Source organism: Streptomyces sp. NRRL F-2664, from assembly GCF_000719345.1.
Lineage (GTDB): Bacteria > Actinomycetota > Actinomycetes > Streptomycetales > Streptomycetaceae > Streptomyces.
In genome coordinates this window covers 46,952-72,171 of record NZ_JOFX01000017.1, presented here as the reverse complement: position 1 = coordinate 72,171, position 25,220 = coordinate 46,952, and the positions used below count along the sequence as shown (strand labels likewise).

General features: G+C 73.3%; 21 protein-coding genes. 8 read left to right on the top strand and 13 right to left on the bottom strand.

The window, feature by feature from the left end; translation table 11 throughout:
• Positions 1-100: 100 nt before the first annotated feature.
• A complete protein-coding gene (locus IF89_RS0116960; protein ID WP_030767979.1) occupies positions 101-1,588 on the top strand; it encodes an amino acid permease in 1,488 nt (495 codons plus the stop codon).
• Between the two features lie 73 nt (positions 1,589-1,661).
• Here IF89_RS0116960 and IF89_RS0116955 read toward each other — a convergent pair whose 3' ends face one another.
• The 3 genes from IF89_RS0116955 to IF89_RS0116945 form a co-directional block, all read right to left on the bottom strand.
• A complete protein-coding gene (locus IF89_RS0116955; RefSeq protein ID WP_030767977.1) occupies positions 1,662-2,702 on the bottom strand; it encodes an LCP family protein in 1,041 nt (346 codons plus the stop codon).
• A gap of 91 nt (positions 2,703-2,793) precedes the next feature.
• Positions 2,794-4,923 (bottom strand): 3-hydroxyacyl-CoA dehydrogenase NAD-binding domain-containing protein, encoded by a 2,130-nt coding sequence (locus IF89_RS0116950; RefSeq protein ID WP_030767974.1) that lies wholly within the window; start codon positions 4,921-4,923, stop codon positions 2,794-2,796.
• Complete coding sequence (locus tag IF89_RS0116945) at positions 4,920-6,146, bottom strand: thiolase family protein (protein WP_030767972.1); 1,227 nt, start codon at positions 6,144-6,146, stop codon at positions 4,920-4,922. The genes IF89_RS0116950 and IF89_RS0116945 overlap by 4 nt, the downstream gene beginning before the upstream one ends.
• A gap of 346 nt (positions 6,147-6,492) precedes the next feature.
• Between IF89_RS0116945 and IF89_RS0116940 the strand changes: the two genes are divergently transcribed.
• The gene (locus IF89_RS0116940; protein WP_030767969.1) at positions 6,493-7,665 is read left to right on the top strand and encodes an alpha/beta fold hydrolase; all 1,173 of its coding nucleotides are present in this window, start codon (positions 6,493-6,495) and stop codon (positions 7,663-7,665) included.
• Between the two features lie 54 nt (positions 7,666-7,719).
• On the opposite strand, the gene IF89_RS0116935 is transcribed toward IF89_RS0116940, so the two are convergent.
• The 3 genes from IF89_RS0116935 to IF89_RS0116925 form a co-directional block, all read right to left on the bottom strand.
• Complete coding sequence (locus IF89_RS0116935; protein WP_030767966.1) at positions 7,720-9,003, bottom strand: ribonuclease D; 1,284 nt, start codon at positions 9,001-9,003, stop codon at positions 7,720-7,722.
• Positions 9,004-9,127: 124 nt separating this feature from the next.
• Entirely contained in the window at positions 9,128-9,790 is a 663-nt protein-coding gene (locus IF89_RS0116930) for a helix-turn-helix transcriptional regulator (RefSeq protein WP_007267191.1), read from the bottom strand.
• 264 nt (positions 9,791-10,054) lie between these two features.
• Positions 10,055-10,711 carry a DUF3000 domain-containing protein gene (locus IF89_RS0116925; protein WP_030767963.1) on the bottom strand — a complete coding sequence of 219 codons (657 nt, stop codon included), beginning with the start codon at positions 10,709-10,711 and terminating at the stop codon, positions 10,055-10,057.
• A gap of 91 nt (positions 10,712-10,802) precedes the next feature.
• On the opposite strand from IF89_RS0116925, the gene hemE reads away from it, so the two are divergent.
• Positions 10,803-11,867, top strand: a complete 1,065-nt coding sequence (gene hemE, locus IF89_RS0116920; protein WP_030767959.1) for a uroporphyrinogen decarboxylase — start codon at positions 10,803-10,805, stop codon at positions 11,865-11,867.
• A gap of 103 nt (positions 11,868-11,970) precedes the next feature.
• Here hemE and IF89_RS0116915 read toward each other — a convergent pair whose 3' ends face one another.
• Both IF89_RS0116915 and IF89_RS0116910 read right to left on the bottom strand, forming a co-directional pair.
• The gene (locus IF89_RS0116915) at positions 11,971-13,353 is read right to left on the bottom strand and encodes an FAD-dependent oxidoreductase (protein ID WP_030767957.1); all 1,383 of its coding nucleotides are present in this window, start codon (positions 13,351-13,353) and stop codon (positions 11,971-11,973) included.
• A 59-nt stretch (positions 13,354-13,412) separates the two neighbouring features.
• A complete protein-coding gene (locus IF89_RS0116910) occupies positions 13,413-14,432 on the bottom strand; it encodes a DUF4349 domain-containing protein (RefSeq protein WP_043194044.1) in 1,020 nt (339 codons plus the stop codon).
• Between the two features lie 154 nt (positions 14,433-14,586).
• Here IF89_RS0116910 and hemG point away from each other — a divergent pair, with 154 nt between their 5' ends.
• Positions 14,587-16,071 carry a protoporphyrinogen oxidase gene (hemG, locus tag IF89_RS0116905; RefSeq protein ID WP_051807139.1) on the top strand — a complete coding sequence of 495 codons (1,485 nt, stop codon included), beginning with the start codon at positions 14,587-14,589 and terminating at the stop codon, positions 16,069-16,071.
• Positions 16,072-16,075: 4 nt separating this feature from the next.
• Positions 16,076-16,789 carry a hydrogen peroxide-dependent heme synthase gene (gene hemQ / locus IF89_RS0116900; RefSeq protein WP_030767948.1) on the top strand — a complete coding sequence of 238 codons (714 nt, stop codon included), beginning with the start codon at positions 16,076-16,078 and terminating at the stop codon, positions 16,787-16,789.
• A 113-nt stretch (positions 16,790-16,902) separates the two neighbouring features.
• Here the strand turns inward: hemQ and IF89_RS0116895 are convergent, their stop codons facing one another.
• The 4 genes from IF89_RS0116895 to IF89_RS0116880 all read right to left on the bottom strand — a co-directional run bounded on the left by IF89_RS0116895 (position 16,903) and on the right by IF89_RS0116880 (position 21,982).
• Positions 16,903-18,573 carry an alpha/beta hydrolase gene (locus tag IF89_RS0116895; protein ID WP_030767946.1) on the bottom strand — a complete coding sequence of 557 codons (1,671 nt, stop codon included), beginning with the start codon at positions 18,571-18,573 and terminating at the stop codon, positions 16,903-16,905.
• A 103-nt stretch (positions 18,574-18,676) separates the two neighbouring features.
• Positions 18,677-19,729, bottom strand: coding sequence for a TIGR04222 domain-containing membrane protein (locus IF89_RS0116890; protein ID WP_107047297.1), 1,053 nt, complete (start codon positions 19,727-19,729; stop codon positions 18,677-18,679).
• Complete coding sequence (locus IF89_RS0116885; RefSeq protein WP_030767942.1) at positions 19,726-21,114, bottom strand: DUF692 family multinuclear iron-containing protein; 1,389 nt, start codon at positions 21,112-21,114, stop codon at positions 19,726-19,728. Before IF89_RS0116885 ends, IF89_RS0116890 begins: the two co-directional genes overlap by 4 nt.
• 118 nt (positions 21,115-21,232) lie before the next feature.
• A complete protein-coding gene (locus IF89_RS0116880; protein ID WP_030767939.1) occupies positions 21,233-21,982 on the bottom strand; it encodes an aminoacyl-tRNA hydrolase in 750 nt (249 codons plus the stop codon).
• A gap of 71 nt (positions 21,983-22,053) precedes the next feature.
• Here IF89_RS0116880 and IF89_RS0116875 point away from each other — a divergent pair, with 71 nt between their 5' ends.
• Genes IF89_RS0116875 through IF89_RS0116865 form a run of 3 tightly spaced genes read left to right on the top strand, consistent with a single transcriptional unit; the run spans position 22,054 to position 24,205 of the window.
• Positions 22,054-22,728, top strand: a complete 675-nt coding sequence (locus IF89_RS0116875) for an AIM24 family protein (RefSeq protein WP_030767937.1) — start codon at positions 22,054-22,056, stop codon at positions 22,726-22,728.
• Between the two features lie 14 nt (positions 22,729-22,742).
• Positions 22,743-23,558 carry an ATP-binding cassette domain-containing protein gene (locus IF89_RS0116870; protein WP_030767935.1) on the top strand — a complete coding sequence of 272 codons (816 nt, stop codon included), beginning with the start codon at positions 22,743-22,745 and terminating at the stop codon, positions 23,556-23,558.
• Positions 23,555-24,205 (top strand): hypothetical protein, encoded by a 651-nt coding sequence (locus IF89_RS0116865; RefSeq protein ID WP_030767933.1) that lies wholly within the window; start codon positions 23,555-23,557, stop codon positions 24,203-24,205. The genes IF89_RS0116870 and IF89_RS0116865 overlap by 4 nt, the downstream gene beginning before the upstream one ends.
• A gap of 55 nt (positions 24,206-24,260) precedes the next feature.
• Here IF89_RS0116865 and IF89_RS0116860 read toward each other — a convergent pair whose 3' ends face one another.
• Positions 24,261-25,169: a polysaccharide deacetylase family protein gene (locus IF89_RS0116860; protein WP_030767932.1), complete on the bottom strand. Its 909-nt coding sequence runs from the start codon at positions 25,167-25,169 to the stop codon at positions 24,261-24,263.
• Positions 25,170-25,220 lie beyond the last annotated feature (51 nt).

Here is a 25,220-nt window from a genome sequence, read left to right as displayed (position 1 = left end):
GTTGCACGTCACGGGCCGGGAGATCACTCTTGAGGAGTGGGCCTCCCGGCCCGTTCGCGTGCGTCGACACCTGTTCGGAGGTGCGTCGGTGAGTAGGGATATGAACAGCCCCTTCCGCACCAAGACGGTGGAGCAGTCCATCCGCGACACGGAGGAGCCGGAACACGCGCTCCGCAAGTCGCTCTCCGCCTGGGACCTGACGGTGTTCGGTGTGGGTGTCATCATCGGCACCGGCATCTTCGTCCTCACGGGCATCGCGGCCCGGAACAACGCCGGACCCGCAACGGCCCTCGCCTTCGTGGCAGCGGGCATCGTCTGCGCTCTCGCGGCGCTCTGCTACGCCGAGTTCGCGTCCACCGTCCCGGTGGCCGGGTCGGCGTACACCTTCAGCTACGCCTCCATCGGAGAGCTGCCCGCCTGGATCATCGGCTGGGACCTGGTGCTGGAGTTCGCACTGGGCACCGCGGTGGTCGCGGTCGGCTGGTCCGGCTACGTGCGCCACCTCATGGACACCAACCTGGGCTGGACCCTGCCGACCTCCCTGTCCGGACCCGACGCCGGCGGTCATTTCGACCTGCTGGCCTTCCTGCTGGTCCTCGTACTGACGTGGATCCTGGTCGTCGGGACGAAGCTGTCGGCCCGTATCACCGCCGTCGTCGTCGCCATCAAGGTGACCGTCGTCCTGCTGGTCATCATCGCGGGCCTGTTCTTCATCAAGGCCGACAACTACTCGCCGTTCATCCCGCCGGCCCAGCCCCAGGCCGAGGGCACCAGCGGCTGGCACTCGCCGCTGGTGCAGCTGCTCTTCGGCTACGAACCCACCAACTTCGGCGTCATGGGCATCTTCACGGCGGCCTCGCTCATCTTCTTCGCCTTCATCGGCTTCGACGTCGTGGCCACCGCGGCGGAGGAGACGAGGAACCCGCAACGGGACATGCCGCGCGGCATCCTCGGCTCGCTGCTGATCTGCACGGTCCTCTACGTCGCCGTCACGCTGGTCGTGACCGGCATGCAGAAGTACTCGGAGATGTCGCCGTCCGCGCCACTCGCCGAGGCCTTCAAATCGGTGGACCAACCCTTCTTCTCGGGTGCGATCAGCCTGGGTGCGTCGGTCGGCCTGATCACCGTGTGCATGATCCTGCTGCTCGGCCAGACGCGCGTGTTCTTCGCGATGAGCCGTGACGGACTCCTGCCGCGCACCTTCTCCGTCACCCACCCCAAGTACCGCACCCCGTACCGGGCGACCGTCCTGCTCGGTGTGGCCATCGCGATCGTCGCCGGCTTCACCAGCCTGGAGAAGCTGGCGGAACTGGTGAACATCGGCACCCTGTTCGCCTTCGTGGTCGTCGCGCTCGGCGTGATCATCCTGCGCCGGACCCGCCCCGACCTGCACCGGGCCTTCCGCACCCCGTGGGTGCCGTTCGTCCCGATCCTGTCGATCCTCGCCTCGCTCTGGCTGATGCTCAACCTGCCCGCCGAGACCTGGCTGCGCTTCGGCATCTGGATGGCCGTCGGCATCGTCGTCTACTTCGTCTACGGCCGCCGCAACAGCCGACTCGGCAAGGTCGGCGCGGACGCAAAGTACTGAGAGCGCGCCGCGCACGAACGCCGGAGCCGGCCGTACGGTCACCCGTACGGCCGGCTCCGTGTACGCGGGCGCCTCAGCCCTTGGCCGGGGACACCTTGGCCGAGGCGGGGACCTTCTCGTCCTTGCGCAGGGCGTCCCACAACTGGGTGGCCTGCGGCTCGGCGGCGACCACGCGGTTGGGGTCGACCTTGTCGTAGGCGACCGGGAGCATGATGGTCTCCATCGTCTCCGGGTTCACGCCCTTCATGCTCTGCGCGAAGTCGGACAGCGCCGTCAGCGAGGCGAGATCGGAGTCCGTGGTCAGCGACTTGGTGCCGGCGTCCGCGAGCTTGTACAGCCGGGCCGGGTTGCCGAACGCGTCCTGCTTCTTGATTTCCGCCAGCATCGCCAGCATGAACTGCTGCTGCAGGCCTATGCGTCCGAGGTCGCTGCCGTCGCCGTAGCCGTACCGGGTACGGACGAACTTGAGCGAGTCGGCGCCGTTCAGCCGGTGCGTGCCCGCGTCGAGCTTCAGGCCGCCCTTGGCGCCGCTCATCGGCTTGTCCAGGGTCACGGTGACCCCGCCGAGCGCGTCCACCAGCCCCTTGAAGCCGGCGAAGTCCACCTCGACGAAGTGGTCCACGCGGACACCGGACATCTGCTCGACGGTGTTGACCACACAGGCCGGACCGGCCAGCGAGTAGACGGAGTTGAACATCACCCGCTTCGCGGACGGCACGGACTTGCCGCTGCGGTCCTTGCACTCGGGCCGGGTGATCAGGGTGTCGCGGGGGATGCTCACCGCGGTGGCCTTCGCCCGGCCCTCGGGTATGTGCACCAGCATCGCGGTGTCCGAACGGGCCCCGCTGACGGCACCGTGGTCGAGGTCCCCGTTGGCGCCGGCCCGCGAGTCGGAGCCGAGCACCAGGATGTTCTGCGCGTTCGCGGCGACCTTGGCGGGCCGGTTGTCCCCGATGGCCTGGTCCAGGTCGACGCTGTCGATGTTGTCGTTGAGGTGGCTGTACGTCCACCAGCCCGCCCCCGCCGCGCCCAGGATCAGCACGGCGACCAGCAGCAGGGTGATCCGCAGAATGCGGCGTCGGCGGCGCCTGGGCCGCGCGTGCGTTTCCGTCATGGGGGTGAATCTTAGACAGGTATTCGAACGGCCGAGGCCCGCCCCCCGGGGGAGACGGGCCTCGGCGTCGAACAGCGGTCCGCGACCCGGACTAGGCCGGGACGCTCGCGATACCGGGGGCGAGGAACTTCTTGCCGTTCACGCGCTCCGAGACGCCCTCACGGTCCAGGTACGGCGTGATGCCGCCCAGGTGGAAGGGCCAGCCGGCACCGGTGATGAGGCAGAGGTCGATGTCCTGGGCCTCGGCCACGACACCCTCCTCCAGCATCAGGCCGATCTCCTGCGCCACCGCGTCGAGGACGCGGTCGCGGACCTGCTCCTCCGTCAGGACGGAGTCGCCCTGTACCAGGAGGGCGGCGACCTCGGGGTCCAGCTCCGGCGCGCCGGAGTCGTAGACGTAGAAGCCGCGCTTGCCGGCCTCGACGACCCGCTTGAGGTTCGGGGAGACGGTGAAGCGCTCCGGGAAGGAGCGGTTCAGGGTCTCGGAGACGTGCAGGCCGATCGCCGGACCCACGAGCTCCAGCAGCACCAGCGGGGACATCGGCAGGCCGAGCGGCTCGATGGCCTTCTCCGCCGTGGCGACCGGGGTGCCCTCGTCGATGACGTTCTGGATCTCGCCCATGAAGCGGGTGAGGATGCGGTTCACGACGAACGCCGGGGCGTCCTTGGTGAGGACCGCGGTCTTCTTCAGCTTCTTGGCGACACCGAAGGCCGTGGCCAGCGAGGCGTCGTCGGTCTGCTCACCGCGGACGATCTCCAACAGCGGGAGGATCGCGACCGGGTTGAAGAAGTGGAAGCCGACCACGCGCTCGGGGTGCTGGAGCTTGGAGGCCATCTCCGACACCGACAGCGAGGAGGTGTTGGTGGCGAGGATCGCGTGCGCCGGGGCGACCGCCTCGACCTCCGCGAACACCTTCTGCTTGACGGACATCTCCTCGAACACGGCCTCGATGATGAAGTCCGCGTCCGCGAAGCCCTCGGCCTTGTCCAGGACACCGCTCACCAGGGCCGTCAGGCGGTTGGCCTTGTCCTGGTTGATGCGGCCCTTGCCGAGCAGCTTCTGGATCTCGGCGTGGACGTAGCCCACGCCCTTGTCCACGCGCTCCTGGTCGATGTCGGTGAGGACCACCGGCACCTCCAGGCGGCGCAGGAACAGCAGCGCCAGCTGCGAGGCCATCAGGCCCGCGCCGACGACGCCGACCTTGGTGACCGGACGGGCCAGGGACTTGTCCGGGGCGCCGGCCGGGCGCTTGGCGCGCTTCTGGACCAGGTTGAAGGCGTAGATGCCGGAGCGCAGTTCGCCGCCCATGATGAGGTCGGCCAGGGCCTGGTCCTCGGCGTCGAAGCCCGCCTGGAGGTCGCCGTCCTTGGCCGCGGCGATGATGTCCAGCGCCCGGTAGGCGGCCGGAGCGGCGCCGTGCACCTTGGAGTCCGCGATGAAGCGGCCCTTGGCGACGGCCGCGTCCCAGGCCTCGCCGCGGTCGACCTCGGCGCGGACGACCTCGGTGGTGCCGTTCAGGACGTTCGCGGTCCACAGGAGCGACTGCTCCAGGAAGTCGGCGCCCTCGAAGATCGCGTCGGCGATGCCGAGCTCGAAGACCTGCTTGCCCTTGAGCTGGCGGTTCTGGTTCAGCGAGTTCTCGATGATGACCGAGACCGCGCGCTCGGCGCCGATCAGGTTCGGCAGGATGGCGCAGCCGCCCCAGCCCGGAACCAGGCCGAGGAAGACCTCGGGCAGCGAGAAGGCCGGGATGGCCTTCGAGACGGTGCGGTAGGTGCAGTGCAGACCGACCTCGACGCCGCCGCCCATCGCCGCGCCGTTGTAGTAGGCGAAGGTGGGGACGGCCAGCGCGGAGAGGCGCTTGAAGACGTCGTGGCCGCCCTTGCCGATGGCGAGCGCCTCGTCGTGCTTCTTCAGCAGCTCGACGCCCTTGAGGTCGGCGCCGACCGCGAAGATGAACGGCTTGCCGGTCAGCCCTGCGCCGACGATGGTGCCGGCGGCGGCCTCCTGCTCGACCTGGTCGATCGCCGCGTTCAGGTTGGCGAGGGACTGCGGGCCGAAGGTGGTCGGCTTGGTGTGGTCGAAGCCGTTGTCCAGCGTGATGAGCGCGAAGCGCCCGGCGCCGAACGGCAGGTCCAGGTGGCGGACGTGCGCGGACGTGACGACCTCGTCGGGGAACAGCTCGGCCGCGCCCTTCAGGAGCTCAGCGGTGGTGCTCACTTGGAGTCTCCCTCGGCGTTGAAGTTCGGGTTCTCCCAGATGACCGTGGCGCCCATGCCGAAGCCGACGCACATGGTGGTCAGGCCGTAGCGGACGTGCGGCTGCTCCTCGAACTGGCGGGCCAGCTGCGTCATCAGGCGCACGCCGGAGGAGGCCAGCGGGTGGCCGAAGGCGATGGCGCCGCCGTACTGGTTGACGCGGGCGTCGTCGTCGGCGATGCCGTAGTGCTCCAGGAAGGCCAGCACCTGCACGGCGAAGGCCTCGTTGATCTCGAACAGCCCGATGTCCTCGATGGACAGTCCGGCCTGCGCCAGTGCCTTCTCGGTGGCCGGGATCGGGCCGTAGCCCATGACCTCCGGCTCGACGCCGGCGAAGGCGTAGGAGACGAGGCGCATCTTGACCGGGAGGTTGTTCTCCCGGGCGAAGTCCTCGGACGCGATGATCGCGGCGGTGGCGCCGTCGTTGAGACCGGCGGCGTTGCCCGCGGTGACCCGGCCGTGCGTACGGAACGGGGTCTTCAGGCCGGCCAGGTTCTCCAGGGTGGTGCCCGGGCGCATCGGCTCGTCGGTGGTGACCAGGCCCCAGCCCGTCTCACCGACCTCCGCGTTGGTGTTGCGCACCGAGATCGGGACCAGGTCCTGCTGGATCTTGCCGTCGGCGTACGCCTTGGCGGCCTTCTCCTGCGAGCGCACGGCGTACTCGTCGGCGCGGAGCTTGGTGATCGTCGGGTACCGGTCGTGCAGGTTCTCGGCGGTCATGCCCATGAACAGGGCGGACTCGTCGACCAGCTTCTCGGAGACGAAGCGCGGGTTCGGGTCCACGCCCTCGCCCATGGGGTGGCGGCCCATGTGCTCGACACCGCCGGCGAGGGCGACGTCGTACGCACCGAAGGCGACACCGCCCGCGACGGCGGTCACGGCGGTCAGGGCGCCGGCGCACATGCGGTCGATGGAGTAGCCCGGGACGGACTGCGGGAGGCCCGCGAGGATGCCGGCCGTACGGCCCAGCGTCAGGCCCTGGTCGCCGATCTGCGTGGTCGCGGCGATGGCGACCTCGTCGATCTTCTTGGGGTCCAGGTCCGGGTTGCGGCGCAGCAGCTCCCGGATCGCCTTCACGACGAGGTCGTCGGCGCGGGTCTCGTGGTAGATGCCCTTCGGGCCCGCCTTGCCGAACGGGGTGCGGACGCCGTCGACGAAGACGACGTCCCTGACGGTACGAGGCACGTTGGCTCTCCTCCAGGTGCGGGATGGCACTGCTGCGCGGGGGCGCACTCGGCACACGTTGCCTGAGCGCCCGCTCACCTCATCATGCTACTTGCGGGTAACCAATGTGCACACCCCCTCCCCGAGGAGCGGCGAAGGTCACACTCCGCCCCCGCCCCCGGGTTCACGCGCGCCCCCTCCTCACGCCCGCCCGATCGGAGCGCGCGCGCTACCCGATCGGGTCGGCCACCACCTCGCCCCGGTCACGTCAATGGCACGGCCCCGCCCACTTCCCGATTCTGGCCCCCTCGCGGGCATCCCGCCCGGACCCGGCGCCCGGGCGCCCGGGCAGACCGAAGGGAGAACCATGCTCTTCCCGCCCATCGACCACGAGGTGAAGCACACCTCCACACTGCCGATCAACGAGGGCGAGGTGGTGAAACTCTTCGTCCGGGAGCGTGACGGCACGAAGAACCCCACCCGGCGCAAGGCCGTTCTGATGCTCCACGGCCGCAGCGTCCCGGTACTCCCCGGCGCGGACCTGGGCACCGGCGAGTACAACTGGATGCTGTTCCTCGCCAAGGCCGGCTTCGACGTCTTCGCCATGGACCTCCAGGGCCACGGCCGCTCACCGCGCCCGTCGGTCATGAACGAGCCGTGCAACACCAACGCCACCCAGCAGGCCAAGCTCCTGCTCGACGGCCACCCGCTGGCGGCCGCCTGCAGCCCCTCGTACGCCAAGCACCTTGGCGACTCCGCGGGCGACTGGGCCGAGGTCCACTCCGTCGTCGAGTACATCAAGACCGAGCGCGGGGTGGACAAAGTCGCCCTCTTCGGCTGGTCCGCCGCCGCGGTGGCGCTGGGACCGTATGCCATCCAGTACCCGGACAACGTCTCCAGCCTGTTCCTGCTCGCCCCGGTCTTCCGCCCGGACGGACCCGCGAGCAAGCCCGGGACCAAATGGGGGCGGCCGGACGCCCTTCCCCCTCCGCCCTCCCTGTGGACCTTCCCGATGAACATCGCGGGCAGGGAGGGCTTCAAGGACGCCTGGGACAGGGAGCTCGGCTGCGGCGACGAACAGCGTGAAGAGGGCATGGTCGAGACCGTGTGGTCGGCGATCATGGAGAACGACGTCGTGGGGCGCAACTGGGGACCGCCGCTGTCCGGCGTGCCCTCGGGGGTGCTGCGCTTCCGCAACGCCTTCTGGTGGGGCTGGAACAAGGCCGGTGCCAAGGTGGACAACGTCCTCGGCCACACAGTTCCGGTGCTCATCGTCGTCGGCGAGCACGACAAGACGGTGAACAGCGCCCCCGGCACCAACCCCTTCCTCTCCGTGACCGAGCTCTACAACGCCATTCCGGGGCCGAGGAAGATGCACTTCGAGGTGGCCTGCGCCGGCCACCAGATCCCGTGGGAGCGTGTGGTGAAGCACGTCCACCACCTGTCCCGGAAGTGGCTCAAGCACACCGAGATCGACGGCCACACCAAGGGCACCTTCTTCATGGACACGGACGGCGACTACACCGCCCGGCCGCTCTGAACCGGCCGTGCCCCGGTCCGTACGGCGCGGACCGGGGCACGTGGGGCGAGGGAGCTAGGCCGTGGGCGACAGGGCCGCGAGGAGGATGGGGGTCACCTGCTCGATCTGCCACGGCCGGGCGCCGTGCAGGGCCAGAGCCTGAGCCACCGCGTCCGCGTCCAGCCGCTGCGGTGGCTCCCAGCACAGCCGGCGGACCGTGTCCGGGGTGATCAGGTTCTCCTGGGGCAGGTTCAGCTGCTCCGCCAGCGCCGAGACGGCCGTGCGGGCCGCGGCCAGCCGGGCCGCGGCGGCCGGGTCCTTGTCGGCCCAGGAGCGCGGCGGGGGCGGCCCGACCGGGGTGGCCCCCGGCTGCGGCAGCTCGCTTTCGGGCAGCGCCTTCGCCCGGTCCACGGCGGCCATCCACTGGTCCAGCTGGCGCCGGCCCATCCGCTGCCCGTAGCCGGGCAGGGCCGACAGGGTGTGCACGTTCGCCGGCAGGGCCAGCGCCGCCTCGACGATCGCGGCGTCGCCCAGCACCTTGCCCGGCGAGACGTCGCGCCGCTGCGCGATCCGGTCCCGGGACTCCCACAGCTCCCGTACGACCGCCATCTGCCGGCGGCGGCGCACCTTGTGCATGCCGGACGTACGGCGCCACGGGTCCTTGCGCGGCGGGGCGGGGGGCGCGGAGGCGATCGCCTCGAACTCCTGGCGGGCCCACTCCAGCTTGCCCTGCCGGTCCAGCTCCTTCTCCAGCGCGTCCCGCAGGTCGACCAGGAGTTCCACGTCCAGGGCGGCGTAGCGCAGCCACGGCTCCGGCAGCGGGCGGGTGGACCAGTCGACGGCGGAGTGGCCCTTCTCCAAGGCGTAGCCGAGAACGCTCTCGACCATCGCGCCGAGCCCGACCCGCGGGAAGCCGGCGAGCCGGCCCGCCAGCTCGGTGTCGAACAGCGACGTGGGGACCATGCCTATTTCCCGCAGGCACGGCAGGTCCTGGGTGGCGGCGTGCAGGATCCACTCGGCGCCGGAGAGGGCCTCGCCCAGTGCGGACAGGTCGGGGCAGCCCACCGGGTCGATCAGCGCGGAACCGGCCCCCTCGCGGCGCAGCTGCACCAGGTAGGCGCGCTGGCCGTAGCGGTATCCGGAGGCGCGCTCGGCGTCCACGGCCACGGGGCCGGTGCCGGCGGCGAAGGCGGCGACCACCTCGGCGAGGGCGTCGGGGTCGGCGACCACCGGAGGGATCCCCTCACGGGGCTCCAGCAAAGGGATCGGCACCCCACCGGGCGGAACAACGACATCGTCCGGGGGGCCGCCCCCGGTGGTGGTGCGCAGGTCTGCTGCGGTCTCTTGGGCGTCGGTCACCGCTCAAGGGTATCCGTGGATACGAGGCGCCCGTCGCCGGAACGTTCCGTCGACGGGCGCGGTCAATACGCGGGAAGTTTTCCGGGGGTCTCCCGGATGTCTATCCGGGGGTCGCGGCCCGCGTTCAGTGGATGATCCCGGTGCGCAGTGCCACGGCCACCATGCCGGCGCGGTCACCGGTGCCCAGCTTGCGGGCGATGCGGGCCAGGTGGGACTTGACGGTCAGGGCGGACAGGCCCATCGAGACGCCGATGGCCTTGTTGGACTGGCCCTCCGCGACGAGGCGCAGGACCTCGACCTCGCGGCCGGAGAGCTCGCGGTAGCCGCCCGGGTGGCTCGGGGCACCCGGGGGGCGGCGGTGCATACGGGCGGCTGCGGCGCCGATGGGGGCGGCGCCGGGGCGGGTGGGGAGCCCGATGTTGGTCCGCGTACCGGTGACGACGTAGCCCTTCACCCCGCCCGCGAGGGCGTTGCGCACGGCGCCGATGTCGTCGGCGGCGGACAGGGCCAGGCCGTTGGGCCAGCCCGCGGCACGGGTCTCGGAGAGGAGGGTGAGCCCGCTACCGTCGGGCAGGTGCACGTCGGCCACGCAGATGTCGCGCGGGCTGCCGACGCGGGGGCGGGCCTCCGCGATGGACGACGCCTCGATCACGTCGCGCACGCCGAGGGCCCACAGATGGCGGGTCACGGTGGAGCGGACGCGCGGGTCGGCCACGACGACCATGGCGGTCGGCTTGTTCGGGCGGTAGGCGACCAGGCTTGCGGGCTGCTCGAGAAGAACGGACACCTAGGCCTCCTGGGGGAGTGGCGGGACGGCCGGCTCAGGGGAAGGAAGCCGGTGCGAACCGTGCGGATGGTCACTGACTCCTTCGGCACGTCACCCGCCCGGCTTTAGGGAATGATCACGATTTGGTGAGTAACAATTCGGGCAATTCGGACGCACGATCGATCATCGGGTGATCAGAAGCCCGCAATCCAGGCACGGTTGCGACACGCGCGCGCGGACTTCGACCGGCCGTTCCCCCCGCGGCGCCGCCGTACGGCCCCGCACCTACGGGTGGTGCGGACCGCGGCGCTGTGGCAGGGAGACCACGCCCGTCGCCGTGTCCGTCGGCCCCACCGGCGGCAACCCGGCGATCTGGCAGATCAGCTCGCACCACGCCGACAGGTGCGCCGGGGTGTCCGGGACCCCGCCCACGCCCTCGCGCGGCGTCCAGGAGGCCCTGATCTCGATCTGCGTGGCGGGCCGCCGCTCCGCGAGCCCGCCGAAGTAGTGCGAGCCGGCCATGGTCACCGTCCCGCTCGCCTCCCCGTACGCCAGCCCGCGCGCCTCCAGTGCCCCGGTCAGCCAGGACCAGCACACCTCCGGCAGCAGCGGGTCGGCGGCCATCTCCGGCTCCAGCTCGGCCCGCACGAGCGTCACCAGCCGGAAGGTGCCGTGCCAGGCGTCGTGCCCGGCCGGGTCGTGGAGCAGGATGAGCCGGCCGTCGGCCAGGTCGTCCTCCCCGTCCACCACCGCGGCCTCCAGCGCGTAGGCGTACGGCGCCAGCCGCTGGGGCGGCTTCGTCGGCTCGATCTCGACCCCCGGACGCAGCCGGGCCCTCTTCAAACCTTCGACCGCCCGGCGGAACGGGAGTGGGACGGAGCCCTCCTTCGCGCTGTCCGTACCGTCGGCGCCATCTGAAAATCGTCCCTGAGCCGCAGCCATGCGGGGAAGACTAGGCGGTATGTGAGCCCGTACGGCGCAGGGACACCCGCGCCGAGGCGGGCACTTCTTCATACGTGCGAAGATTTGGGTCGTGAGCGCCAACGACAGCCCCAAGGGCCAGCCGAGCCAGACGTACGATTCCGCCTTCCTCAAGGCGTGCCGACGGGAGCCGGTACCGCACACGCCGGTGTGGTTCATGCGGCAGGCCGGGCGCTCCCTCCCCGAGTACCGCAAGGTCCGCGAGGGCACCGCGATGCTGGAGTCCTGCATGCGGCCCGACCTGGTCACCGAGATCACCATGCAGCCGGTGCGGCGCCACAACGTCGACGCGGCGATCTTCTTCTCCGACATCGTGGTCCCGCTCAAGGCCATCGGCGTCGACCTGGACATCAAGCCGGGCGTCGGCCCGGTCGTCGCCCAGCCGATCCGCCGCCGCGAGGACCTCGCACAGTTGCGCGACCTCACCCCGGAGGACGTCCACTACGTCACCGAGGCGATCGGCATGCTCACGGGTGAACTGGGCTCCACGCCGTTGATCGGTTTCGCGGGCGCGCCTTTCACCCTCGCGAGCTACCTCGTCGAGGGCGGCCCCTCGAAGAACCACGAGCACACCAAGGCCCTCATGTACGGGGACCCGCAGCTCTGGGCCGACCTGCTGGACCGCCTCGCGGAGATCACCTCGGCCTTCCTCAAGGTCCAGATCGAGGCCGGCGCCTCCGCGGTGCAGCTCTTCGACTCCTGGGTCGGCGCCCTCGCCCCGGCGGACTACCGCCGCTCGGTCATGCCCGCCTCGGCGAAGGTCCTGCAGTCCGTCGCCTCCTACGGGGTCCCCCGCATCCACTTCGGCGTCGGCACGGGCGAGCTCCTCGGCCTGATGGGCGAGGCCGGAGCGGACGTCGTGGGCGTCGACTACCGGGTCGCGCTCGACGAGGCCGCCCGCCGGGTCGGTCCGGGCAAGGCCCTCCAGGGCAACCTGGACCCGGCCGTGCTCTTCTCCACCACGGAGGCGGTCCGGGCCAGGACGGACGAGGTCCTCGCGGCCGCCGCCGGCCTGGAGGGCCACGTCTTCAACCTCGGCCACGGCGTTCTCCCGACGACCGACCCGGACGCCCTGACCCGGCTCGTGGACTACGTCCACACCAGGACGGCCCGCTGAGGCCCCTCCCGCACGACCGGAACGCCGGCCCGCGCCCCGTACGACGGGACGCGGGCCGGCGCCGCTTCCGTCCGGCGGCCGTGCGGCGCCGTGCGCAGGACGGTCAGACGCCCGCCGCGCGGACCGCGGAGACCGCCTTGCGGGCCGCGACCAGGACCGGGTCCCACACCGGGGAGAACGGCGGGGCGTAGCCGAGGTCGAGCGCCACGATCTGCTCCACCGTCATGCCCGCCGTCAGGGCCACCGCCGCGACGTCCACCCGCTTCGCGGATCCGGCACCGCCGACGATCTGTACACCGAGCAGGCGGCCCGTACGCCGCTCCGCCAGCATCTTCACCGTCATCTCCGCCGCGCCGGGGTAGTAGCCCGCCGTGTTGGTGGAGGTGATGGTGGCCGTCACGAAGCGCAGGCCCGCCTCCAGGGCGTCCCGCTCGCGCAGCCCCGTACGGGCGATCTCCAGGTCGCAGACCTTGCTGACGGCCGTACCGACGACCCCGGGGAAGGTCGCGTAGCCGCCGCCGACTCCCGAGCCGATGACCTGGCCGTGCTTGTTGGCGTGGGTGCCCAGCGGGACGTGCCGGGTGCGTCCCGCGACCAGGTCGAGCACCTCCACGCAGTCCCCGCCCGCCCAGACGTCGGCACGGCCCCGGACCCGCATCGAGAGATCGGTGAGGATGCCGCCCGAAGGCCCCAGCGGCAGACCGGCCGCGCGGGCGAGTGCGGTGCGCGGCTCCACGCCGATGCCGAGCACGACCACGTCCGCCGGGTACTCCTCGCCGGCCGCCGTGGCCACCGCGCGGGCCCGGCCCTCGTCGTCGGCGAGCACCCCGGTCACCTCCGCGCCCGCGACCGTGCGGATCCCCATGCGGTTCATCGCGGTGTGCACCAGGCCGCCCATGTCGGGGTCCAGCGTGGCCATCGGCTGTTCGCCCCGGTGCAGGACGGTCACCTCGTAGCCCCTCAGGACCAGGGCCTCGGCCATCTCCACGCCGATGTAACCCGCTCCGACGACGACCGCCCGCCGGCCGGGCGTGCGCTCCAGCGTGTCCATCAGCCGCCGACCGTCGTCCAGGGTCTGGATGCCGTGCACCCCGTGCGCGCCGATGCCCGGCAGCCGAGGACGGACCGGCCGGGCACCGGTGGCCAGGACGAGCTTGTCGTAGTGCGTCCACGACTCGGACCCGCTGTCCAGATCCCGGGCGCGGACCCGGGACCCGGGCAGATCGAGTTCGACGACCTCCGTGCGGGTGCGCAGGTCGATGCCCCGGGCGCGGTGCTCCTCGGGCGTGCGCGCGACCAGGTCCTCGGCCCGGGGGACCAGCCCCCCGACCCAGTACGGGATGCCGCAGGCCGAGTACGAGGTGAACCGGCCGCGTTCGAAGGCGACGATCTCCAGCTCCCGCGGCCCCTTCAGCCTGCGGGCCTGCGAGGCGGCGGACATCCCCGCCGCGTCGCCCCCGACCACCACCAGTCGTTCCGTCGCCATCGCCCGCACCGCCCCTTCACCACTGTCGACTGGGGAACACGCTACGGGCGAACGCGCGTTCAGTCCTGCACGCCGGACCCGGCGTCCGCAGCCGCGGCGGAGGGCGAGGACGGAGCCGGAGCCGTTGCCGGCGTGCGGGCCGGGGGGACCGGCAGCGGCTCCCCGGTCGGGCCCGTCCGGGGCCGCGTCGGCCGCCACCGCCGGTACGCCCGGCCCAGCAGCACCAGTACCGCGGCCGTCACCAGGAACGGCAGCAGCGCCCCCAACGCCACCAGCAGGTAGCGCAACGCCTTCGTGAACACCTCCCAGCCTGCGCCCAGCGCGCCGAGGAAGGTGGGTTCCTTCTCCTTCCCCTCCGCCGCCGGCGACGCCGGTTCCGACACCTCCAGCGTGATCGTGCCCATGGAGGTCCGGTCCTTCAGCGCCGTCTGCTGCGCCAGCAGCGACTCCAGGTCCGACTGGCGCCGGCTCAGTTCGCCCTCCAGCATCACCACTTCGCTCAGCGCGGTGGCCTTGCCCATCATCTCCCGCACCCGCGCCACACTGGCCTGCTGCGAGGAGACGCGGCTGCCGATGTCGGCGACCTTCTCGGTGACGTCCTGCGCGTCGACCTTGCGGTGCAGCAGCTTCCCGCTGCCCTCCAGGGAGCCGAGCACGGCGTCGTAGCGCTCGCCGGGCACCCGCAGGGTCACCGTCGAGGTCATCCGGCCGTTCTCGCCGCGCTTGGTCGACTCGTTGCCGACATGGCCGCCCGCGCCGTCGGCCGCGGTGCGCGCCGCGGCGAGCGTCTTCGGGACGTCCGCCGTCTCGATGCCGAGGGTCGCCGTCCGGATGACGTTCGGGCGGACCGCGACCGGCGCCGTGTCGGTCCGGCCGGAGGGCGACCCCGCCGACCCCGCCGGGGCCGGGGCCGCCGCGGCGCCCGCCGCCCCCGCCTCGGCCTTCCCGTCCGCCGCCGCAGGCGGTGCGACCGCCGCCTTGTCGCTGCCGGATCCCTGGTCGCTCGCGCCGCAGCCGGTGAGCGTCAGAGCCCCGGCCAGGGAGAGGGCCGCCAGGGCCGCCGCCGCATGAGCACGCATGGTGTGAACCCCCGATGATCGGCTGTGTGTTGCCGTTTCGACGTCCAGGGTCCCGTCGCGGGTTTCGCACGTGCGGTTCCGAGCCGGTCCCGATGCGGTCACGGTCCGGCCTCGGTGATCGGTCTGAGACGATGTGTCCATGCACGAAGCGGACATGCGTACGGACCGGCCGGCGGCCCCCACCCGGCCCGGTGGCGCCCCGGGCCACGTGGTCGTCGTCGGCGGCGGCATCGCGGGCCTGGCGGCGACCCACCGCCTCCTCGCCGAGGGCGCCCGCGTCACGCTGCTGGAGGCCGGGCCGAGGCTCGGCGGCAAGCTGTACTCCGGCGAGCTGGCCGGCGCCCGCGTCGACCTCGGCGCGGAGTCCATGCTCGCCCGCCGCCCCGAGGCCGTCGCGCTCGCCGAGGCCGTGGGCCTGGCCGACGCCGTCCAGCCGCCCGCCACCGCCACCGCCCACCTGTGGACCCGGGGTGCGCTGAGGCCGATGCCGCGCGGCCACGTCATGGGCGTCCCCGGCGACCTCGGACCGCTCGCCGCCTCCGGGGTGCTCTCCGCCGAGGGACTGGCCCGCATCCAGGCCGAGCCGACGCTGGCGCCCACCGAGATCGGCGAGGACGTCGCGGTCGGAGCGTACGTGGCCGCCCGCCTCGGCCGCGAGGTGGTCGACCGGCTCGTGGAGCCGCTGCTCGGCGGGGTGTACGCGGGCGACGCCTACCGCATCTCCATGCGCGCCGCCGTGCCCCAGCTCTACGAGGCCGCCCGCACCCACGCGCTGCTCGGCGACGGCGTCCGCGAGATCCAGCGCCGGGCCCAGGCCCGGCCCGAGCAGGCCGGTCCGGTCTTCGCCGGCATCGACGGAGGCATCGGCCGCCTCCCGCTCGCCGTGGCCGACGCCTGCCGCGCCGCCGGCGCGCGCATCGTCACCGGCGCCCCCGTCCGCGAGGTCCTCCGTACGGCTGACGGCTGGCGCGTCGTCGCCGCCGAGGAGACCCTCGACGCGGACGGCGTCGTCCTGGCCGTCCCGGCCGGGCCTGCCGGCCGGCTGCTGGACACCCTCGCACCGGCCGCAGCGGCCGAACTCCACCGGGTCGAATACGCCTCCATGGCGCTGGTCACCCTGGCCTTCCGCCGCAGCGAGCTGCCCGAGGCCGTCGCCGGCGGCGGCGCCAGCGGTTTCCTCGTACCGCCCGTCGACGGCCGCACCATCAAGGCCTCCACCTTCTCCAGCAACAAGTGGGCCTGGGCCGGCACCGATCCCGACCTCTTCCTGCTGCGGACCTCCGTGGGCCGCTACGGCGACGAGCGCGATCTGGAGCGCGAGGACCGCGAACTCGTCGAGGTGTCCCTCGCCGACCTCGGCGAGGCCGTGGGCCTGACGGCCCGGCCGGTCGCCTCCACCGTCACCCGCTGGGACGGCGGTCTGCCCCAGTACCCGGTCGGCCACCTCGACCGGGTCGCCCGGATCCGCGGCGCCGTCGAGGCCCTGCCGGGCCTCGCGGTGTGCGGCGCGCTCTACGACGGAGTGGGCATCCCGGCCTGCATCGCGAGCGCCGGTCGGGCCGCGGACACGGTGATCACCGCGCTCGGCAGGCGTACGGCACCCCTGGCACCGACCACTGATCAGCGCACGGGACAATAGGCACATGACTGCACCAGAGAAGATTCCCAACGCGGGGAAGAAGGCGAAGGACCTCAACGAGGTCATCCGCTACACCCTGTGGTCCGTCTTCAAGCTGAAGGACGTCCTGCCGGAGGACCGCGCCGGTTTCGCCGACGAGGTCCAGGAGCTGTTCGACCAGCTGGCCGCCAAGGACATCACCGTCCGCGGCACCTACGACGTCTCCGGCCTGCGCGCCGACGCCGACGTCATGATCTGGTGGCACGCCGAGACCGCGGACGAGCTGCAGAGCGCGTACAACCTGTTCCGCCGCACCCGGCTGGGCCGCGCGCTGGAGCCGGTGTGGTCGAACATGGCCCTGCACCGCCCGGCCGAGTTCAACAAGTCGCACATCCCGGCCTTCCTCGCCGACGAGGTCGCCCGCGACTACGTCAGCGTCTACCCCTTCGTCCGCAGCTACGACTGGTACCTGCTGCCCGACGAGGACCGCCGCCGCATGCTCGCCGACCACGGCAAGATGGCCCGCGGCTACCCGGACGTGCGCGCCAACACCGTCGCCTCCTTCTCGCTGGGCGACTACGAATGGCTGCTGGCCTTCGAGGCGGACGAGCTCTACCGCATCGTCGACCTCATGCGTCACCTGCGCGCCTCCGAGGCCCGCATGCACGTCCGGGAAGAGGTGCCCTTCTTCACCGGACGCCGCAAGTCCGTCGCCGACCTGGTGGCCGGACTCGCCTGAGACCTCCCCTGGGGGGAAGGACCGGAGGACGACCACACCGCCAGGTGAGTGCCTCCGGTGGATCGGGAGGCACAGCCCCCGAAACGACGCAGCCGGAGATCCCGCCCGGAAGTTCAGACGACAGGCCGCAGCAGTGCCCTGGGGGCGCTCGCTGCCCGGTCGTCCAGCGACACCGGCGCGGGCTCCGGATGCGGCGCGCACCGCGCGCGCCACCCCGGGGTGGCGCCCGTCAGCAGATACCGCTCCACGTGCCGGTCCACGCAGCCGTTGCGTCCGCCGACCACGCCGTGGGAGCCGGCCCCGCTCTCCGTCACCAGCGACACCCCCGGGCCGAGCCGCCGCTGCAGCTCCAGCGCCCCCGGGTACGGGGTGACGCCGTCCCGTTCCGCCGCGACCACGAGGGTCCCGGGCAGCCGTTCGGACCGGGCCCCGACCGCCACCGGCGACGGCCGGTCCCGTACGGGCCAGGAGGCGCACGGCAGGTTGAGGAAGGCATTGGCCCACGTCACGAACGGCGCCGTCCGGGCCAGCTCGGTGTGGTCGCGGTCCCAGGTCTGCCAGTCCGCGGGCCAGGGGGCGTCGTTGCACAGCACCGCCGTGTAGACGGCCGTCGCGTTCTCGGCCCCCGCGGCCGCCGCCGGGTCGGGGGCGGCCTGGGCGGCCAGCACCGAGGGATCGCCGCGCAGGAACGCGGCCAGGGCCGCGGCCCTGGCCGGCCAGACGTCGTCGTAGTACGCGGCCTGGAGGTAGGCGGCCCGCAGTTCCCCCGTCCCGACGCGCCCGCCCGCGGGGGTGCGGGCCACCGCGTCGCGGACCCGCTCGTAGCCGGCCTGGACCGCCGCCGGGGTGGTGCCGAGGCCGTAGGCGGCGTGGTGCCGCGCCACCCATTCGCGGAAGTCGTGCCAGCGGGCCTCGAAGCCGCGCGACTGGTCGAGTTGGCCCCGGTACCAGATGCGGCGGGGATCGGGATCGACCGCCGAGTCGAGGACCATCCGGCGGACGTGGCGCGGGTAGAGGGTGGCGTAGACGGCTCCCAGGTAGGTGCCGTACGAGGCGCCCAGGAAGGTCAGCCGCTCCTCGCCCAGCGCGGCGCGCAGCACGTGCAGGTCACGGGCGTTGTTCGCGGTGTTGTAGTACGGAAGGGCCGCGCCCGCCCGGCGCGCACAGCCGCGGGCGTACTCCCGGGCCTGCGCGAGGCGCCGCATCTTGTACGCGGGGGACGGGCGGACCGGCTCCCGGGTGGGGCCCTGTGCGCGGTCCGCCGGGTCCCGGCAGGACAGCGGTGCGGAGCGGCCGACACCGCGCGGGGCGTAGCCGACGAGGTCGTAGGCGGCGGCGATCCGCTCCCAGCCGGGCAGTTCGGCCACGAGCGGGAAGTGCATCCCGGAGGCGCCGGGGCCGCCCGGGTTCTGCACGAGCGCCCCCTGGCGGGCTGCGCCGCGCGCGCCGGTGGCGGCGGCCCGGCTGACGGTGAGGGAGATCTGCGGGCCGTCGGGGCGGGCGTAGTCGAGGGGGACGCTCAGGGTGGCGCACCGGACGGTCGACGGCAGTGCCTCGGCGTCGGGGCAGGTATGGAAGTCGAGACCGGCGGCGCCGCCGCGGGAGGCCGCTGCGAGGGCCGCCCGGCGGGCGACGAGTGCGGCGCCGGCGCTCGCGGGGTCGCCGCCCGGCCGGTCTGCCGCGGCCGGTGCCCGCGGCACGGGCGCGGCCGCCGCCGTGGGCGGGCCGAGGGCGAGGAAGAGCGCGGCCGCGGCGGCTCCGTGGCGTGCGGTTCTCGTGCGCATGACGAACCAGGCCTCTCATCGGATGAACCGATGAGAGGCCTGTCGTGCCGCCCGTGTAAAGGATCACCGGCCGGTGTTCCCCGGGCGTGACCCGCTTGCCGTATCAGGAACTGCTGCTGGAACAGCTCGAACCGCTCGAACTCGAACAGCTGGAACCGGAGGAGCTGCTGCAACTGGAGGAGCTCCCCCCGCAGCCGGCACCGCTGCTGCCGGAGCAGCCGGAGCCACCGCCTGCGCAGCCGCCGGAGGACCCGCAGCCCCCGCCCGAGGAGCCGCAGCCCGAACCGCCGCTCCCGCCGCCCCCGTCGCCCGCGGCGCACCAGAGCACCGGCAGCAGTACGGCGGAGGAGTCGGACGACGACGAACGCGAGTGGTGGTGGCGGGCACCGGCCTGGGCCGCCGCCAGCCGGGTGCCGCGCGCGGCGGGCACCAGCTGCTGGCGCAGGAACGGGTCCCGCAGGCCGCGCAGGCCGAACAGCGCGGTCTGCACGTGCGGGGCGGGATCGTTGCCGTACGCGGCGCGCAGCGCGAGCAGCGCCTGCAGCCCGGCGCGGGTGACCCGGTTCCCGGCCCGCGCCCTGCAGAGCAGACCGAGGACGAGGCCCGCGAACAATGCGGGCGCCACCGTCACGACGAACGGCACGCCGGGGTCGGGATCGAGGACGAACTCGACGACCGTCAACGGGATCGAGGCCACCAGCCACACCGCGCACACGACGGCCTGCACCAGCCCCCAGCGGCGCCAGGTCCGCTCGGCGCCGGGCGGGGCGAGCAGCCCGCGGGCGGCCAGCGCGTCCCCGATCTCCTGGACGGCCGGGTCGCGCATGGCGCCGTAGCGCACCTGGTAGAGCCACCCCGAGGGAGCCGCGGCGTGGGCCTGGAGCACGGCGCGTTCGGCGGGGTCGCCGGCCCGCGCCCCGGGCCGGACCTGGACGATGCCGGGACCGCCGACGACCAGTCGGCCGTCCCCGAGCATCGAGACGAGCGCGGCGTCCACGACCGTGCCGGGGCCGCCGACCACGAACGCGGCCTCGGACAGGTCGTGGAGGCCTGCGGCCGGGGCCGCCGGCGCCGGCCGGGCGCGGCGCAGACCGCGCACGAGCAGGGCGGAGGAGACGAGGACGGCGATCCAGATCGCGGCGGCGAGGATGTTCACGCGGCCCTCCCCGCGAGCGCGCGGGCCCAGCGCACGATGCGGTGCGGCGGCCTGGCCCCGGCCCGGTCCCGCCACCAGGCGGTGAGCCGGCGCCGTGCGGCCGGATCGGCCGGCAGGTCCTGGATCAGCAGGTGCTCGGCGAAGTCCAGCGCGTCCCGACGGTACCCGGCCGTCATGGGGCGGCGCTTGGCGTACGCCAGGAAGGCCTCGCGGTACGGGTCGCGGCCGCCGAGGATCCCGGGCAGCTCCGGTGCCACCTTGGCGACCACGTCGGCCCGCTTGGCGGCCAGCGCCCGCACCTGCACCCGTATGCGCGCCCGGTCGAAGCCCTCGGGTACGGGTGTCCCGGCCACGAGCGCGGACAGGAGGGCAGCCTGACCGAGCGCCACCCGGGTCCGGGCGGCCTCGCAGGCCGTGGCCGGCTCCGGCCGGGGCTGTGCGGTGTCGCCGGGCGCCGGCGCCGCCTCGTACCCCGCGCCGGGCGCGGTGTGGGCATCGGCGGGCCCGCGCACGGTGTCCACCGCGTCCGTCCCGGGCCGGACCGCCGTCCGCGCCGGGGAAGCCGGCCGGCCGGCCGTCACCACCGCGCGGATCGCGGCCAGTTCGCCCGCCAGCTCCGCCTCGGGCGGGAAGTCGTCGTCGCGCTCCAGCAGGACGCCCGCCGGCTCCGTACGGGAGCGCAGCTCTGCCAGCAGGTCGAGCACCACCGGCGGTACGGGGTGGGCGTGGGTGTCGTGCCAGACACCGTCGCGCTCGACGCCGCCCGCGACGTGCACGTACGCCAGCGCCTCCAGCGGGATCGCGTCGAGCACGGCCGCCGGGTCCTCGCCCCGGTTGACCCGGTTGGTGTGCAGGTTGGCCACGTCGATGAGCAGCCGCACCCCGGTCCGCTCGACCAGTTCCGTCAGGAACTGCCCCTCGTCGAGCTCCTCGCCCGGCCACGAGAACAGCGCGGCGATGTTCTCCAGCGCGAGCGGCACCGGCAGCGCGTCCTGGGCGATCCGCACGTTCTCGCACAGCACGTCCAGCGCGTCGCGGGTGCGCGGTACCGGCAGCAGGTGTCCGGCCTCCAGCAGCGGCGAGGAGGTCCGTACGAAGGCGATGTGCTCGGTGACGAGCGGCGCCCCCAGCGCCACCGCCCGCTCGCCGAGTGCCGCCAGCTTCTCGGGGTCGGGGCGGTCGGCGCCGCCGAGGCCGAGCGAGACCCCGTGCGGCACGATCCGCGTGCCCCGCTCGCGCAGCCGTACGAGGGCCTCGGGCAGGTGGCCCGGGCAGATGTTCTCGGCCACCACCTCGACCCAGTCCAGGCCGTCCAGCCGTTCGACGGCGTCCGCGATCTCCGGCCGCCAGCCGATGCCCACCCCCAGGTGTGCCATGGGCTTCATGTCCCCCCGCCCCCTCTCTTCGTACCGTGTGCGGATGTCATCGCCCCGGCGCCGTCGCGCCAATCCGCACGGGGGGACGTTCAGAGCAACATTTGAGGTTCCCGGGGGCGGGGGGCCGTCAGAGCCGTGCGCGCAGCGCCGGATGGTCGGCGACGACGGTCGCGCTGCCGGGCGCGATCTCGGTGAAGCCGGCGTCGCGGACCATCGGCAGCCCGCTCCCGCTCAGCTCCGCCCACCGCTCGTGCGCGGCGGTCCGCACGGCCAGGCCGAAGCCCGACTCCCGCCAGGCCGCCCGCTCCGCGGGCGTCAGCTCCCACCAGGCCAACTGGGCCGCGTGTCCTGCCTGCGCCATGGCCTTGCCGGCCGACATGTCCAGGCCGGGGTTGAGCCACAGCACCGGCAGACCCGCGCCGGTGGCCGCGACCGGTCCGGGGTCGTCGAGGTCGGTGCCGGACACCTGGAGCTTGGCCAGTTCCTTGGGCCAGCCGTCGAGGGGGACCGGCGGGAAGACCCGTACCTGCGCGGCATCGCCGTGGACCGTGACGCCGGGCAGCGTCTGCGCCTTGCGCCACTCCGCACCGCGCGCCCGCCGGACCACCTTGCGGATCCGGGCGTCCTGCCAGTCGCGCACCGCCTGCGCCCACTCACCCTCACCTTGCGCCCGCTCGTCGGTGAGCAGCACCAGCACCGCCCGGGCGGCGGTCTCCAGGGCGTCGGTCCGGGCGGGCGGCTCCGCCTTCTCGATGCGCACCACCAGCGGCAGGACGAACTGCGGGGCCTCGTCGCGCAGTGCGTGCTCCCGCCGGAAGGCGCTGTCGGCCCCGACCGCGGGTACGTCGGAGGCGGCGTTCGTGTGCTGGCTGCTCATCCCGCCAAGGATGCCAGCCTCCCCCTCCAGGAGGATGCCCCGGGTGGCCGGCCGGGGCGAGGATCGATGCCATGAAGAGTGATCTTTTCGCGTCCGAGAACCTGGCCCGGGCCGGCGGCGTCCCGGGCATGAGCCTGCAGAACGCCAAGTCCGTGAAGTACGAGGTCGACGGGGAGATGCTGGCCCGTCAGGGTTCGATGGTCGCCTTCCGCGGCGACCTGCAGTTCGAGCGCAAGGGACAGGGCATGGGCAGCCTGCTCAAGCGCGCCGTCACGGGCGAGGGCCTCGCGCTCATGTCCGTGCGCGGCCGGGGCGAGGCCTGGTTCGCCCACCGGGCGGGCAACTGCTTCATCGTCGACTTCGAGCCGGGCGACGCCCTCACCGTCAACGGGCGCAACGTGCTCTGCTTCGACCCGACCCTGTCCTACGAGATCAAGATGGTGAAGGGCGCGGGCATGACCGGCGGCGGTCTCTTCAACAGCGTCTTCACCGGGACCGGTAAGCTCGCCGTGGTCTGCGACGGCCACCCGATCATCATCCCTGTCACCGCGCAGTCCCCGGTCTTCGTCGACACCGACGCGGTGGTCGGCTGGAGTGCCCGGTTGGAGACCGGCCTGCACCGCTCCCAGTCGGTCGGCTCGATGATCCGCGGCGGCTCCGGCGAGGCCGTCCAGCTGAAGCTGAGCGGCGAGGGCTTCGTCATCGTCCGCCCGAGCGAGTCCACCGAGCCGGCGGCAGGGCATTGACCGGTCCCACCGCACTGACCCTGACCGCCGTCGGCCGCCGCTACGGGCCGCGCCGGCCCTGGGTGCTGCGCGGGATCTCGCTCCAGGTGCCTTCCGGTGCCCTCGTACGGATCGAGGGCGGCAACGGCGGCGGGAAGTCCACCCTGATGCGGCTGGTCGCCGGGATCGACGCCCCCACCGAGGGGCGCGTGAGGGGACGGCCGCCGCGCACCGCCTATGTACCCGAGCGCTTCCCGGCGGCGCTACCGCTGACGGCCCTGTCCTACCTGACGCACCTGGGACGGGTCCACGGGCTCGGGCGGGCCGAGGCGGCCCGGCGGGCGGAGCACTGGCTGGAGCGGTTCGGGGCCGCCGGGCATGCCCACACGCCCATGGCCCAACTCTCCAAGGGCACGAGCCAGAAGGTGGCCGTCGCCCAGGCGCTGCTCGCCGGACCGGAGTTGCTCGTCCTCGACGAGGCGTGGACCGGGCTGGACGCCGCGGCCCGCAGCGAGTTGGACCTCGCTGTGGCCGAGCACACCGCCGCCGGAGCCGCCGTCGTGTTCGTCGACCACGACCCGAAGCGGCTCGCGGGCCTGCCCGACGCGCACTACCGGCTCCAGGGAACCGCGCTGGTGCCGCTGGTGCCGACCGCGGCGCCGGTGCCCCGCGTACGGATCCGGGCCGCCGCCCCGCCCGGCAGCGTCCTGCCACCAAGCCTGGCGGGGCGGCCGGGCCCCGACGGCTCGGTGGTGCTGACCGTGGACGCCGCCCGCTCCGACGAGGTGCTGCGGATCCTCCTCGGGGCTCGGCCGCCGTGGCACGTGCGCACCGTGGAGGAAGTGACGTGACCGCCCTGCTCCGCTACCAGGGCGCGCTGCTCCTGCGCTCCCAGCGCTGGCTCGCCCCCTTCGTCGCGTACGCCGCCTGCATGGCCGTGGGGATCCGGTCGGGCGACCCGGTGCTGGACTCCCTCGGCTATGCGGCCGCGGGCCTCGTGCCGCTCGCCGCCTGGCTGGTCCGGGTCTGCGTCACGAACGAGCCCGGCGCGGCCCGCGACTGCACGGTCGCCGCGGCGGGTCCGGTACGAGTCCACGCGGCGGCTCTGCTCACCGGCCTCGCCGGGGCGCTGCTCGCCGGAGCCCTGGGAGCCGCCGCGGCGCTCCTGGTCTGCGACCGGGCCGGAACGCACCCCGCCGCGGCAGTCGTGGCGGGCGCACTGGCGGCGGTGGTGTGCGCCCTGACGGGGGCGTCCGTCGGGGCGCTGTCCGCCAGGCCGCTGGTGCGCAGCCGGGGCTACGGGATCCTCGCCGCGGCCCTCGGCTCCCTTCTCGCGGTGGTCCTCGCCGCCTCCCCGGCCCGCGCCGCGGTGTCCGCCCTGGTCACGGCGGCGCGCTCGGGCACGGCACCGGTGCCGTTCACGGCCTTGGCGGCCGCGCTCGCGCTGGCCGCCGCGGCGGGCACGGCGGCCTGTCTGGCCGCCGCCCGGCGCTGCTGAGGAAGGGCCGGGCGGGTGCCCGGCGCGCCATTCCTCCGGCCGAGCCGAACGAGGGCTACGTTCCGATCAGGTCGGACACCTTCACGAAGCGGTAGCCGCGCTTGCGCAGCTCCGGGACGATCGTGCGGACGGCCTCCTCGGTCACGGGGGCGGCGCTGCGCGTGCAGTGCATCACGACCACCGAGCCGGGCTTGACGCCGGCGAGGACCTGTTCGGCCACCGCGGCCGGGTCCTTCGCGAAGGCGTCCCCGCTGACCACGTCCCACTGCACCGCCGTGACCTTCGCCGTGGACAGGGCGCGCAGCGCCGGGTCGTCGTAGCAGCCGCCGGGGAAGCGGAAGTACGGGACGGTGTTGACGGCGCCGGCCTGCCGGAAGGCGGAGAAGGCCCGGTCCACGTCGGCCCGGGCGGCGGCGCCGTCGAGCGCGGGCAGTCCGTAGCAGGGGGACGTGAAGGCGTGGTGGCCGTACGAGTGGTTGGCGACCTCGAAGTTCGGGTCGGTCCCGATCGACTTGGCCTGGTCCGGGTACTCCTCGGCCCAGCGGCCCGTCATGAAGATCGTCGACGGCACCTTGAGGGCGCGCAGCGTCGCGATCAGCTGGGGGTTGTCGAAACGCTCACCGCCCGCGGCGCGCGGCCCCTGGTCGGAGGTCATGTCGGCGTCGAAGGTCAGCGCCACGGTCTTGTCCGTGTGCTGCTGCGCCCGCTCGAAGACGGGCGTCAGGCCGTCGGCGCGGGGCGCAAGGGTCGGGACCCTGCCGGGAGCACCGGCGAGGGGCGCCCCCGCGGCGGGGCCGGGGGAGGTGGCCCCGGCGGCGGGCGCGGAGGCCGTGGGGGTCGGCGCGGGCGGCGTGCCCGGACGGGCCTGCCGGCCGGCGTCCGTGGTGGCGGGGCCGTCCCCGCAGCCCGCCAGGGAGCCGGTGAGGGCGGCAGTCAGTGCGGCCGCGGCCGTCACCTTGCGCATGCGCACAGAAATGGTCACGCACGCAAAATATATGACTATGTGACAAGTGGG